Origin of the sequence: Bradyrhizobium sp. A5 (assembly GCF_042076515.1) — a bacterium.
GTDB classification, from domain to species: domain Bacteria; phylum Pseudomonadota; class Alphaproteobacteria; order Rhizobiales; family Xanthobacteraceae; genus Bradyrhizobium; species Bradyrhizobium cosmicum.
Genome location: NZ_CP148990.1, coordinates 5974782 through 5986858, shown reverse-complemented (window position 1 = coordinate 5986858; position 12077 = coordinate 5974782). Strand labels below are relative to the sequence as shown.

Here is a 12077-nt window from a genome sequence, read left to right as displayed (position 1 = left end):
CGAAAAGGCCCGCTTCGGCGGGCCTTTTTATTGCTTCACGAAATTTGGCACCGGCATCACTCTTGTGGCATAGAACTCCCGCGTGACTTGTACCGCACCTTCCAATGCTCGCATCACATTCATCGCCGGAGATATTTCATGCGCCGTTCGTTCATCCTCGCCGGGCTCGCCGCAGCCAGTCTCGTTGCCTCCGTCGCCAGCAGCGGCGCACAGCAGCAGCGGATGGTACGGGTCGGCGTGCTCGAATGCCGCGGCGGCGCCAGCGTCGGCTTCATCGTGGGCTCCGTGACCAATCTCGGCTGCGTGCTGCGCGCTGACGGCCTGCCCGAGGACCGCTACGTCGCGACGATCCGTAAGGTGGGCCTCGACATCGGTATCACTCAGGAGACGGCGCTGGCCTGGGGCGTGTTCGCGCCGGTCGACCGGCTCGGCCCCGGCGACCTCGCCGGCAACTACGCCGGTGCGCAGGGCAGCGCCTCGGTCGGCGTCGGCCTCGGCGGCAACGTGCTGGTCGGCGGCTCCAACAATTCGATCGCGCTCCAGCCGCTCAGCCTGCAGGGCCAGGTCGGCCTCAACATCGCTGCCGGCCTCGAAAGCCTGGAACTCCGTCCGGGCCGTTAAGCCCTCCTCACTGGAGGTGTTGGTTCACCTTTCCCCATCGTGGAGAGGTGAACCCCGCGATAGCGGTAACAAACAACTGACGACGCACCGCAGCGATTTTTGACGCTTGCCAAATCTTAGGGACGGGCAGAGCATCTGCGCTTGCCGACCCAATCATGGGCCGAGCTCCACACCAAGGAGGCGGCGAAATGGGACAAGACGTCAGAAGTCCCCGAGGTCCACGGTGCATCGCGCTGGTGGGCCCTTTCCAAAGCGGTAAAACCACACTTCTCGAAGCGATCCTGGCGCGAACAGGCGCAATCCCCCGCGCCGGCAGCGTCGACGCCGGAACCTCCGTCGGCGACGCAACGCCCGAGGCCCGTCATCACAAGATGACCGTCGGCCTCACGGCCGCCACCACGACTTTCATGGGCGACAGCTACACCTTCCTCGATTGTCCAGGTTCCGTCGAATTCGCCCACGACATGCGCGCCGCGCTGCCCGCGGTCGACGCCGCAATCGTGGTCTGCGAGGCGGACGAGAAGAAGCTGCCGCAGCTTCAGATCATCCTGCGCGAGTTGGAGGAGCTGAAGATCCCGCGTTTCCTGTTTCTCAACAAGATCGACCGCGCCAACAAGCGCATCCGCGAGACGCTCGCGACGCTGCAGCCCGCCTCGCGCGTGCCGCTGGTGCTGCGCCAGATCCCGATCTGGAAGGACGAGCTGATCGAGGGCTTCGTCGATCTCGCGCTGGAGCGCGCCTTCGTCTATCGCGAGCACAAGGCCTCAGAGGTGGTCGCGCTCGAAGGCGGCGATCTCGATCGCGAGAAGGAGGCCCGCTTCTCGATGCTGGAGAAGCTCGCCGATCACGACGACGCGCTGATGGAGCAACTGCTTGAGGACATTCAGCCGCCGCGCGATGCTGTGTTCGACGATCTCGCCCGCGAATTGCGCGAGGGGGTGATCTGCCCCGTGCTGCTGGGCGCTGCCGCGCGCGAAAACGGCGTGCTGCGTCTGATGAAGGCGCTGCGCCACGAGGCGCCTGATATCGAGGAGACCGCGAAGCGTCTCGGTGTGCCCGCCAGCAGGGACGCGCTCGGCTTCGTCTTCAAGACGCTGCATTCGCAGCATGGCGGAAAGCTGTCGCTGACGCGGCTGCTCGCCGGCCATCTCGAAGACGGCGCCACGCTGCAATCATCCTCAGGCGGGATCAGCCGCATCTCCGGCATCCTCGCCGTCAACGGCGCTTACGACACCAAGCGTGCCGCGGCCGAAGCCGGCGACACGGTGGCGCTCGCAAAGCTCGATCCCGTCAAGACCGGCGACACGGTCTCCACCGGCAAGACCCCGCCGGATGCGCTGGCCGCCGCGGAGCCGACGCCGCCGGTGCTGGCGATCTCGATTGCGGCCACCGACCGCAAGGACGACGTCAAGCTCGGCCAGGCGCTGGCGCGGCTGCACGAGGAGGATCCCTCGCTCGTCGTCGTGCAGAACGCCCAGACCCACGACACCGTGCTGTGGGGGCAGGGCGAGATGCACCTGCGCGTCGCGAGCGAGCGGCTCCGCGACCGCTTCGGCATCAAGCTCACCTCGCATCCGCCCGCGATCGGCTATCAGGAGACCATCCGCAAGCCGATCACCCAGCGCGGCCGCCACAAGAAGCAGTCCGGCGGCCACGGCCAGTTCGGCGACGTCGTGCTCGACATCAGGCCGATGCCGCGCGGCGACGGCTTCAAGTTCACCGAGAAGGTGGTCGGCGGCGCGGTGCCGCGCAACTATATCGGCGCGGTGGAGGAGGGCGTCGTCGACGGATTGGCGCGCGGTCCACTCGGTTTCCCCGTCACCGATTTGCAGGTGACGCTGACCGACGGCTCCTATCACAGCGTCGATTCCTCCGACCTTGCCTTCCGCACGGCGGCGCGAGTCGGGCTCAACGAGGGCCTGCCGCTATGCCAGCCGGTGCTGCTGGAGCCGATCCACGTTGTCGAGATCGTCTGCCCGACCGACGCCACCGCCAGGATCAACGCGATCCTGTCAGCGCGGCGCGGCCAGATCCTCGGCTTCGACACCCGCGATGGCTGGAGCGGCTGGGACTGCGTGCGCGCCATGATGCCGGAGGCGGAGATCGGCGAGCTGATCGTCGAGCTGCGTTCGGCCACCGCCGGTGCCGGCAGCTTCACCCGCCAGTTCGACCACATGGCCGAGGTCACGGGCCGCGCCGCCGACCAGATCATCGCCGCGCATCAGCACGCGGCGTGAGCTGGGTGGGACGCACAGCTCTCTCACTCCCTCGCCCCGCTCTCGCCGGGGGGAGGGAGGGGTGAGGGGCTGCCTCCGCGGGCACGACATTTCTTTTAGCCGAGCCTGCGCCGGAAGCTCCGTCGCTGCGCTCGCAACGACGGAGGACGCGCAAAGGGCGCTTGCGCTTGCGGTGAAATGATGTATTTTACATCATTGTACATGCATCAGATATCAATTATAAGCTTTGATACGTGAGGCCAAGGTGATCACGTCATTCCAGATGCGGGCGGCCCGCGCGCTGCTTGGCATTGACCAGAGGACCTTGGCGGAACTCGCAGGCGTGTCGCTGCCGACCATCCAGCGGATGGAGGCGAGCACCGGCAACGTTCGTGGCGTGGTCGAGACCTTGATGAGGGTGGTCGATGCGTTCGAGCGGGCGGGCGTCGAGCTGATCGGCGAACAGGCACGAAGCGACGGCGGCGGACGCGGCGTTCGGCTGAAAGAGCCGGGGCCGCCACGCCGGGTGGGGGCGTGATCCTGCGATGATCATGCTCGGGAGCAAATAGGACCAACGCACCGGGCGCGCCGAAGCACGCGGCCGCACGATGCATCGGAGCATTGTGGGCAGCGGAGCAATTTGCTGAAATGAGCATCACGGGCGAACACGCAGGCAAGCTGCACCAGCTTCGTCGGCCAACCTTTACCGAACTCTATCTGCCAAAGCTCGTGACCGTATGGCGCGAGGGCTATGGCCTTGCCGATCTCCGCGCCGATGTGTTCGCGGGCCTCACGGTCGCGATCGTCGCGCTGCCGCTGTCGATGGCGATCGCGATCGCCTCGGGCGTGACGCCGGACCGCGGCCTCTACACTGCCGTCGTCGGCGGCTTCATCGCATCGCTGCTCGGCGGCAGCCGGTTTCAGGTCGGCGGTCCCGCCGGGGCCTTCATCGTGCTGGTCGCGGCGACCGCCGACCGTCACGGCGTCGACGGCGTGATCCTCGCAACCCTGATGGCGGGACTTTTTCTGGTTGCCGCCGGCTTCCTGCGGATCGGCACCTACATCAAGTTCATTCCCTATCCGGTAACTGTTGGCTTCACCGCCGGCATCGCCGTGATCATCTTCGCCAGCCAGCTTCGCGATCTCGGAGGAATCACGCTCGCCGGGAAAGAGCCGAGCGAGTTCGTTCCGAAACTCCTCGCGCTCGCAGCGGGCCTGCCCACCATCAATCCGTCCGCCGTGGCCGTCGCGATCGTCAGCATCGCCATCATTGCCGGCCTGCGGCGCTGGCGGCCGTCCTGGCCCGGCATCCTGATCGCGGTCGTGCTCGCGGCGGTCGCTTGTACCGTGCTGTCGCTGCCGGTCGAGACCATCGGCTCGCGCTTCGGCGGCATTCCGCGCGAACTGCCGTCGCCGGCCTTGCCAGCGTTCTCGCTGGCGAAGGCGACGGCGGTGCTGCCGGATGCGATTGCGTTCGCGCTGCTGGCCGCGATTGAATCGCTGCTCTCGGCGGTGGTGGCCGACGGCATGACCGGGCGCCGTCACCGCTCCAATTGCGAATTGGTGGCGCAAGGCGCCGCCAATATCGGCTCGGCGCTGTTCGGCGGCATTTGTGTCACTGGTCTGATCGCGCGGACCGCGACCAACATCCGCGCCGGTGCGCGCAGCCCGCTCGCGGGCATGCTGCATTCGGTCTTCCTGCTGCTGTTCATGCTGATCGCGGCACCGCTGGCGAGCTACATTCCGCTGGCCGCGCTCGCCTCCGTGCTCGTTGTCGTCGCCTGGACCATGGCGGAGAAGCACGAATTCGCCACGCTGCTGCGTTCCTCGTGGGGCGACGCCGTCGTCCTGCTCGCCACCTTCCTGCTCACGATCTTCCGCGATCTGACCGAGGGCATCCTGGTTGGTTTCGCGCTCGGCGCGGTGCTGTTCATTCACCGCATGGCGGAGATGACCGGGATCGAGGAGCGCACCCCGCTGGTGGCCGCGGACCGTCCCGATGACGGCAATGGGACGCGCGTTCCTTACGATCCCGCGCTAGCGGTCGATCGCGACGTGCTGGTCTACCGCATCACCGGCGCGTTCTTCTTCGGCGCGGCCTCGGCGATCGGCAGCGTGCTCGACGGCGTCGCCGACGGGCGCAAGGCGATCGTGGTGGATTTCGCGGCGGTGCCGTTCCTGGACTCCACCGCGGCGAACGTGCTGGGGCGCGTCGCCGCCAAGGCCCGGCGCAAGGGCATCCGGCTGTTCATCACCGGGGCCTCGCCCACGGTCCGCCGCGCGCTGCTCACGCACGGTGTGAGCCCGCGACACGCGCGTTATCGTCAGACCATCGAGCGAGCGGTCGCCGATATCAAGGCGGCTCCCGGCGCGAACGGATCGTCGGTGCTGCCGCCGGCTGCTTGACAGGACCGACGGGACGCGAAATGGATCGCCCTCGACCACGCCCCGAGGGAAAGATGACCGCGCCCAAAGCTCCCGCAGCCTGCTTGATCGGATGGCCGGCCGCGCATTCGCGCTCGCCGCTGATCCATCATTACTGGCTGCGCACGCTCGGAATCGAGGGCGGCTATGTCATCGAGGCGGTGCCGCCGGAGAATCTCCGCGACTTCGTGCTGCGGCTGCCGCTGCGCGGCTTCGTCGGCGCCAACGTCACCATCCCGCACAAGGAGGGCGTGCTGGCGCTGTCGACGCCCGATGCGCGCGCCAGGGCGGTAGGCGCCGCCAACACGCTGTGGTTCGCAGGCGGCGAGCTGCACGCGACCAACACCGACGTCGAGGGCTTCATCAACAATCTCGATGCCGGCGCACCCGGCTGGGACAAGGCGGACGAGGCGCTCGTGCTCGGGGCCGGCGGCTCCTCGCGCGCCGTCATATTCGGCCTGCTCGAGCGCGGCATCAGCCGCATCCATCTCGCCAACCGCACCATCGCGCGGGCCGGGACACTGGCAAACCAGTTCGGGCCGAACGTGCATCCGGTGACGTGGGACGCGATCGACGACGTGCTGCCCCGCGCAAAACTTCTCGTGAACACGACCTCGCTCGGCATGCACGGCCAGCCTTCACTCGCTATCGACGTGGCTCGCCTGCCGCAGGCGGCCGTGGTCGCCGATCTCGTCTACGTCCCGCTGGTCACGCCGCTGCTCGCCGCAGCGCAGGCGCGGGGGCTCAGGACCGCCGACGGGCTCGGCATGCTACTGCACCAAGCGGTCCGCGGCTTCGAGCTGTGGTTCGGCCGGAGGCCGGAGGTCACGGCCGAGCTGCGCGCGCTGGTCGAGGCCGATCTCACGAAGACTTGAGAGAATAGTCCGCGCTCCGCGGCGTTCACCATTCGTGGGGACAATCGGAGACCGTCATGACCATCCACCGTGCAAGTTTCACACGTCCGCTGATCGCCGTCGCGATGGTGGCCGCTTCCACCCTCTGTGCAGTCGCGCAAAGGGCGCCGGTGCCGACGCGTGTGCGCGGCACGATCGAGAGCGTCAACGGCGATATCATGCAGGTCAAGTCGCGCAGCGGCGAGGACGTCAAGCTGCATATTGCGCCTGACGTGCGCGTGGCCGGCGTCACCAAGATTTCGCTCGCGGACATCAAGGTCGGCTCCTTCGTCGGGGCCACCACCGTGCCGGGACCTGATGGCGGCGACAACGCCGTCGAGGTTCACGTGTTTCCGGAGAGCATGCGCGGCACCGGAGAAGGCTCGCGGCCCTACGACCTCAGGCCGAATTCCAGCATGACCAATGCCACGGTGTCGGAGAGCGTGGTCGGCAATGACGGCCATACGCTGCTGGTGAAGTACAAGGACGGCGAGAAGAAGGTGTTCGTCGCCGACAACACGCCGGTGGTGACCTTCGTGCCCGGCGACAAGACCGACCTGAGGGCCGGCGCCAAGCTCATCGCCTTCATGAAGCAGCTCCCGGACGGCTCGTTCGAAACCAACCGCGTCAGCGTCGGCCGCGATGGCCAGACGCCGCCGATGTGAGGGAGGGAAAGAGCATGTCGAAAACAACCTGGATGCCACGCTTGCTCGTGGCCGCGTTATCTTCCGTTTTGATCGTCTCTGCCTCGGCGCAACAGGCGCCGACTGTTCGCATCCGGGGTACCATCGAGAGCGTCGACGGCAACACGCTCGCCATCAAGACCCGCGAGGGCACCGACGTGAAGGTGAGGATGACCGACAACGTCGCCGTCTTCGCCGTGGTGAAGACCTCGCTGTCGGAGATCAAGGATGGCTCCTACATCGGCGTCACCGGCATACCCGAGCCCGACGGCACCCAGAAGGCGATCGCGGTGCACATCTTCCCGGAGAATCAGCGAGGCGCCGCCGAGGGCTTCCGTCCGTGGGATGCGCGTGCCAACTCGACCATGACCAACGCCACCGTGGCGCAGACCGTGAAGGGCACCGACGGCCAGAACATCACGGTGAAATACAAGGACGGTGAGAAGAAAGTCGTGGTGCCGCCGGATACACCCATCGTCACCTTCATCGCCAGCGACAAGTCCGAGATCAAGCCGGGCGCCAAGCTGATCATCTTCGGCGCCGCGAAGAAGGACGACGGCTCGCTGGAAGCAAACCGGGTGAATGTCGGGCGGGATGGGATCACGCCGCCGATGTGAAGGACGAGCGCTGAACTCGTAGGGTGGGCAAAGGCGCATTTGCGCCGTGCCCACCACTTTCCTGCGTTTCGCAATTGGTGGGCACGCTTCGCTTTGCCCACCCTACGGCACTGCTGCTGCGATCACACCGCAATGATGTGATCGTCGATCTCGTCGATCCGGTTGACGCCGCACAGGCCCATGGTCGTGAGCAATTCCTTCTGGATGATCTCGATCGCCTTGGCGACGCCGGCCTGGCCGCCGGCACCGAGGCCATAAGCGTAGGCGCGGCCGATCATGCAGGATTTTGCGCCGAGCGCGAGCGCGCGCGTCACGTCCTGGCCGGAGCGGATGCCGCCGTCGAACATGATCTCCACCTTGTCACCGACGGCGTCGACGATCTCGGGTAGCACCTCGATCGATGACGGCGCGCCGTCGAGTTGCCGGCCACCATGGTTGGAGACCACGATCGCCTGGGCACCGGTCTTCGCGGCGAGCTCGGCGTCCTCGACGTCGAGAATGCCCTTCAGGATCAGCTTGCCCGGCCAGATGCTGCGGATCCAGTCGATGTCGCTCCAGTTCAGCGAGGTGTCGAACTGCGAGTTGATCCAGGTCGACAGCGAGGTGATGTCGTCGCTGACCTTCAAATGACCGGCGAGATTGCCGAAGGTGCGGCGCTTGCCCTGCAGCACGCCCGACACCCAGGCCGGCTTGGTGGCGAAATCGATCAGCTTCGACAGCGACCATTCCGGCGGCACCGTCATGCCGTTCTTGATGTCCTGATGGCGCTGTCCGATCACCTGGAGGTCGACGGTCAGCACCAGCGCCGAGCATTTCGCCGCGATCGCGCGTTCGATCAGCGCCTTGATGAAGCCGCGGTCCTTCATCACGTAGAGCTGGAACCAGAACGGCTTCTCGACATTGGCGGCGATGTCCTCGATCGAGCAGATCGACATCGTCGACTGCGTGAACGGGATGCCGGCGGCCTGCGCGGCGCGGCAGGCGTGGATCTCGCCGTCGCCATGCTGCATGCCGAGCAGGCCCACGGGCGCCAGCATCAGCGGCATGGTCGAGGGCTCGCCGAGGATCGTGGTCGAGGTGTCGCGCTTGGAGACGTCGACCAGGATGCGCTGGCGGAACTTGATGTGCTGCATGTCATCGCGATTGGCGCGCAGCGTTTCCTCGGCGTAGGAGCCGCGGTCGCAATAGTCGAAAAACGCCTTCGGCACGCGACGCTGATGCAGGGTGCGAAGGTCGTCGATACAGGTGATGTGCTTCATGGATGTTTTCCCCGGCCCGTCTTGCATCGGAAGATCGAGGGGTCATCTAGCATGGTTGGATGCACAGCCAAATCGTTTGAGAAGAGGGCGCTATGAGCAAACCGCACACCCAGCCCACGCCGGAAGAGATCAAGGAGAAGCAGGATCTCGAGGACGCGCTGGAAGAAGGCCTCGAAGAGACCTTCCCGGGCTCCGATCCCGTCAACGTCACCCAGCCCGCGCCGAGCCGTCAGGACGGCCATGTGAAGCGCTCCAGCTAGGGGCAGGGTTCCGCGCTGCCTGGGCGCATGGGTCGGAAATATAACGTTAACAGTAAGTTACCGGGGCGCCTTTTCCCCCGGTTCCGTAATGATTCATCATATTTTTTGAAGCCAATTTAGCCGCGCAGGCATTATAAGACCCCAGCAAATCAGGGATGCGGGGCCCATTGTGGCACCCGTAGGTTGTCGTGGGGATTCCTGGTTGTTGCGTGGGGGACGATATGAGCCGCAAATATTTCGGGACGGACGGGATTCGGGGCCGCGCCAACGGACTGATCACGCCGGAGCTCGCGCTCAAGGTCGGCCAGGCCGCAGGCCTTGCGTTTCAGCGCGGTGACCACCGCCACCGGGTCGTGATCGGCAAGGACACCCGCCTGTCCGGCTACATGATCGAATACGCAATGGTCGCGGGCTTCACCTCGGTCGGCATGGACGTGCTGCTGGTCGGCCCGATGCCGACGCCGGCGGTCGCGATGCTGACCAAGTCGATGCGCGCCGATCTCGGCGTGATGATCTCGGCCTCGCACAACCTGTTCGAGGACAACGGCATCAAGCTGTTCGGCCCGCAGGGCTTCAAGCTGTCTGACGACGTCGAGAAGCAGATCGAGCTGCTGCTGGACGAGCCGATCGAGAAGAGGCTCGCACAGAGTGCGAGCCTCGGCCGCGCCCGCCGTATCGACGGCGTGCACGACCGCTACATCGAATTCGCCAAGCGCACGCTGCCGCGCGATCTGTCGCTCGACGGCCTGCGCGTCGTGATCGATTGCGCCAATGGCGCCGCCTACAAGGTGGTGCCGGAAGCGCTGTGGGAATTGGGCGCGGACGTGGTGCCGATCGGCGTCGAGCCCGACGGTTTCAACATCAACAAGGATTGCGGTTCGACCTCGCCGGAAGCGCTGTCGCGGAAGGTGCGCGAGATGCGCGCCGACATCGGCATTGCGCTGGACGGCGACGCCGATCGGGTCATCCTTGTCGACGAGCGCGGCCATGTCGTCGACGGCGACCAGCTGCTCGCGGTGATCGCGCAGAGCTGGAAGGAAGACGGACGCCTCTCGCGTCCCGGCATCGTCGCCACCGTGATGTCCAATCTCGGGCTCGAACGTTTCCTCAGGGGCCACGGGCTCGATCTCGTGCGGACGCCGGTCGGCGACCGCTACGTGCTCGAGCAGATGCTGAACGGCGGCTACAATCTCGGCGGCGAGCAGTCCGGCCACATCATCCTGTCCGACTACGCCACCACCGGCGACGGTTTCGTTGCCGCCTTGCAGGTGTTGGCCGTGGTGCAGAAGCTGCGCCGCCCGGTGTCGGAAGTCTGCCACCGTTTCGATCCGCTGCCGCAGATCCTCAAGAACGTCCGCCACAAGGGCGGCAAGCCGCTCGATGATTCCGACGTCAAGTCGGCGATCTCGGACGGCGAGAAGCGCCTCAACGGCCACGGTCGCCTGCTGATCCGCTCCTCGGGCACCGAGCCCGTGATCCGCGTCATGGGCGAGGGCGAGGATCGTATCCTCGTCGAGGACGTCGTCGACACCATCGTCTCGGCACTGGGGCAGGCCGCAGCCTGAGGTCTTTCTTACCTTCCAGGGGCGGGTAAGCGACGAGAGCACCCGCGCATTCCAGCCATCGACGATTGTCGGTGGTTCGGTCGCCGCTATCATCGTACCTAGCGGTTCGCGGCAATCTGCCGCGCCGGGATGCTGCATTGAACAAGCCCGTCGTCGCACCTGCGGAAACGCTGACCGAGCCCGTCGTCCTTGCCGACGTCACGCCCGTCGCCAAGGCCGCGGGGCCGGCCTATGTCGTCCTCGCCGGTATCAGCTTCTCGCACTTTCTCAACGACACCATGCAGTCGCTGATCGCTTCGGTGTATCCGATCCTGAAAGACACCTACGCGCTCGACTTCGCGCAGATCGGCATGATCACGCTGGCGTTCCAGTTCACGGCTTCGCTGCTCCAGCCCGTGGTCGGGCACTACACCGACAAGAAGGCGCAGCCCTACTCGCTGGCGATCGGCATGGCCTCGACCTTCTTCGGCCTGCTGCTGCTCAGCGCCGCGCATCTATATCTCGTCATCCTCGTGGCTGCCGCGCTGGTCGGTCTCGGCTCGGCGGTGTTTCATCCGGAGTCCGCGCGCATCGCGCGGCTTGCGTCCGGCGGCCGCTACGGCTTTGCGCAATCGGTGTTTCAGCTCGGCGGCAGTTTCGGCACCTCGATGGGACCGGTGCTGGCCGCGCTGATCGTGGTGCCGTTCGGGCAGGGCAGTATCGCATGGTTCTCCTCGATCGCGTTCCTGGCGATTCTCATCCTCTGGCGCATCGGCCGCTGGTATGAGCCGCAGATCAAGGCGAAGAAGACGGTCGCGGTTCAGGCCCATCCCGACGCGCCGAGTTCGCGCCGCGTCGGGGTCGCGCTGCTCGTCCTGGTGGCGCTGCTGTTCTCGAAGCAGCTCTACGTCTCCAGCCTGTCGAGCTACTACATCTTCTATTTGATCGACCGTTTCGGCGTGTCGACACAGACCGCCCAGATCTATCTCTTCATCTTCCTCGCGGCGAACGCGGTCGGAGCGTTCTTCGGCGGTCCCTTGGGCGATCGCTTCGGCCGCAAGATCGTGATCTGGATCTCGATCCTGGGCGCGCTGCCGTTCACGCTGGCGCTGCCCTATGCCGGGCTTTATGCGAGCGCGGTGCTGAGCGTGATCATCGGCATCATCATTTCCTCGACGACGTCGTCGATCATCGTGTTCGCGCAGGAGCTGGTGCCGCACCGCTTCGGCATGATCTCCGGCGTGTTCTTCGGCGTCGCCTTCGGCATCGGTGGCCTCGGTGCCGCCGTGCTCGGCAAGCTCGCCGACCACACCTCGATCGAGTTCGTCTATCAGGTCTGCGCCTACCTGCCGGCGATCGGCCTGCTTGCGGTGTTCCTGCCCAGACTGCCGCGGCACACACATTAACAAATCTTCTTTAGCCGCATTGCGGCTTCATCAATCGTTAGCAATTGCGGCGCCTCGCCGCCGCATTTTTGCAACGCTTGCGCCGCATGCGCGCGAGTGGTGAGAAAAAATCAACCTTAAAAATTAGGGTTAAGTGGCGCTTAAACATTTGATG

At 65.7% G+C, this 12077-nt stretch carries 11 protein-coding genes; 10 read left to right on the top strand and 1 reads right to left on the bottom strand.

Features of this window, described 5'->3' with window-relative positions; all coding sequences use genetic code 11:
- The first annotated feature begins 138 nt into the window (after nt 1-138).
- The 7 genes from WHZ77_RS28410 (at nt 139) to WHZ77_RS28380 (ending at nt 7454) form a co-directional block, all read left to right on the top strand.
- A complete protein-coding gene (locus WHZ77_RS28410) occupies nt 139-621 on the top strand; it encodes a DUF992 domain-containing protein (protein ID WP_375310980.1) in 483 nt (160 codons plus the stop codon).
- A gap of 188 nt (nt 622-809) precedes the next feature.
- A complete protein-coding gene (locus WHZ77_RS28405) occupies nt 810-2858 on the top strand; it encodes an elongation factor G (RefSeq protein ID WP_375310979.1) in 2049 nt (682 codons plus the stop codon).
- Nucleotides 2859-3102: 244 nt separating this feature from the next.
- Nucleotides 3103-3375: a helix-turn-helix domain-containing protein gene (locus WHZ77_RS28400; protein WP_375310978.1), complete on the top strand. Its 273-nt coding sequence runs from the start codon at nt 3103-3105 to the stop codon at nt 3373-3375.
- 110 nt (nt 3376-3485) lie between these two features.
- Complete coding sequence (locus WHZ77_RS28395; RefSeq protein ID WP_375310977.1) at nt 3486-5243, top strand: SulP family inorganic anion transporter; 1758 nt, start codon at nt 3486-3488, stop codon at nt 5241-5243.
- 53 nt (nt 5244-5296) lie between these two features.
- Nucleotides 5297-6136, top strand: a complete 840-nt coding sequence (locus tag WHZ77_RS28390) for a shikimate dehydrogenase (RefSeq protein WP_375310976.1) — start codon at nt 5297-5299, stop codon at nt 6134-6136.
- A gap of 56 nt (nt 6137-6192) precedes the next feature.
- The gene (locus tag WHZ77_RS28385) at nt 6193-6819 is read left to right on the top strand and encodes a hypothetical protein (RefSeq protein WP_375310975.1); all 627 of its coding nucleotides are present in this window, start codon (nt 6193-6195) and stop codon (nt 6817-6819) included.
- Between the two features lie 14 nt (nt 6820-6833).
- Complete coding sequence (locus WHZ77_RS28380; protein ID WP_375310974.1) at nt 6834-7454, top strand: hypothetical protein; 621 nt, start codon at nt 6834-6836, stop codon at nt 7452-7454.
- Nucleotides 7455-7576: 122 nt separating this feature from the next.
- Here the strand turns inward: WHZ77_RS28380 and WHZ77_RS28375 are convergent, their stop codons facing one another.
- On the bottom strand, nt 7577-8713 hold the full coding sequence (locus tag WHZ77_RS28375) for an L-lactate dehydrogenase (protein WP_375310973.1): 1137 nt from the start codon (nt 8711-8713) through the stop codon (nt 7577-7579).
- A 92-nt stretch (nt 8714-8805) separates the two neighbouring features.
- Here WHZ77_RS28375 and WHZ77_RS28370 point away from each other — a divergent pair, with 92 nt between their 5' ends.
- From WHZ77_RS28370 to WHZ77_RS28360, 3 genes are all read left to right on the top strand, one after another.
- Nucleotides 8806-8973: a hypothetical protein gene (locus WHZ77_RS28370; protein WP_375310972.1), complete on the top strand. Its 168-nt coding sequence runs from the start codon at nt 8806-8808 to the stop codon at nt 8971-8973.
- A gap of 221 nt (nt 8974-9194) precedes the next feature.
- On the top strand, nt 9195-10538 hold the full coding sequence (gene glmM / locus WHZ77_RS28365) for a phosphoglucosamine mutase (RefSeq protein ID WP_375310971.1): 1344 nt from the start codon (nt 9195-9197) through the stop codon (nt 10536-10538).
- Nucleotides 10539-10675: 137 nt separating this feature from the next.
- Nucleotides 10676-11923 carry an MFS transporter gene (locus WHZ77_RS28360; protein WP_375310970.1) on the top strand — a complete coding sequence of 416 codons (1248 nt, stop codon included), beginning with the start codon at nt 10676-10678 and terminating at the stop codon, nt 11921-11923.
- The last annotated feature ends 154 nt before the right edge of the window (nt 11924-12077 follow it).

Bases quoted from the DNA above. Each gene is read 5' to 3' on its own strand.
- WHZ77_RS28380 (WP_375310974.1), top strand. From the start codon at position 6,834: ATGTCGAAAACAACCTGGATGCCACGCTTGCTCGTGGCCGCGTTATCT.
- WHZ77_RS28395 (WP_375310977.1), top strand. From the start codon at position 3,486: ATGAGCATCACGGGCGAACACGCAGGCAAGCTGCACCAGCTTCGTCGG.
- glmM (WP_375310971.1), top strand. From the start codon at position 9,195: ATGAGCCGCAAATATTTCGGGACGGACGGGATTCGGGGCCGCGCCAAC.
- WHZ77_RS28375 (WP_375310973.1), bottom strand. From the start codon at position 8,713: ATGAAGCACATCACCTGTATCGACGACCTTCGCACCCTGCATCAGCGT.
- WHZ77_RS28410 (WP_375310980.1), top strand. From the start codon at position 139: ATGCGCCGTTCGTTCATCCTCGCCGGGCTCGCCGCAGCCAGTCTCGTT.
- WHZ77_RS28405 (WP_375310979.1), top strand. From the start codon at position 810: ATGGGACAAGACGTCAGAAGTCCCCGAGGTCCACGGTGCATCGCGCTG.
- WHZ77_RS28385 (WP_375310975.1), top strand. From the start codon at position 6,193: ATGACCATCCACCGTGCAAGTTTCACACGTCCGCTGATCGCCGTCGCG.
- WHZ77_RS28390 (WP_375310976.1), top strand. From the start codon at position 5,297: ATGACCGCGCCCAAAGCTCCCGCAGCCTGCTTGATCGGATGGCCGGCC.
- WHZ77_RS28370 (WP_375310972.1), top strand. From the start codon at position 8,806: ATGAGCAAACCGCACACCCAGCCCACGCCGGAAGAGATCAAGGAGAAG.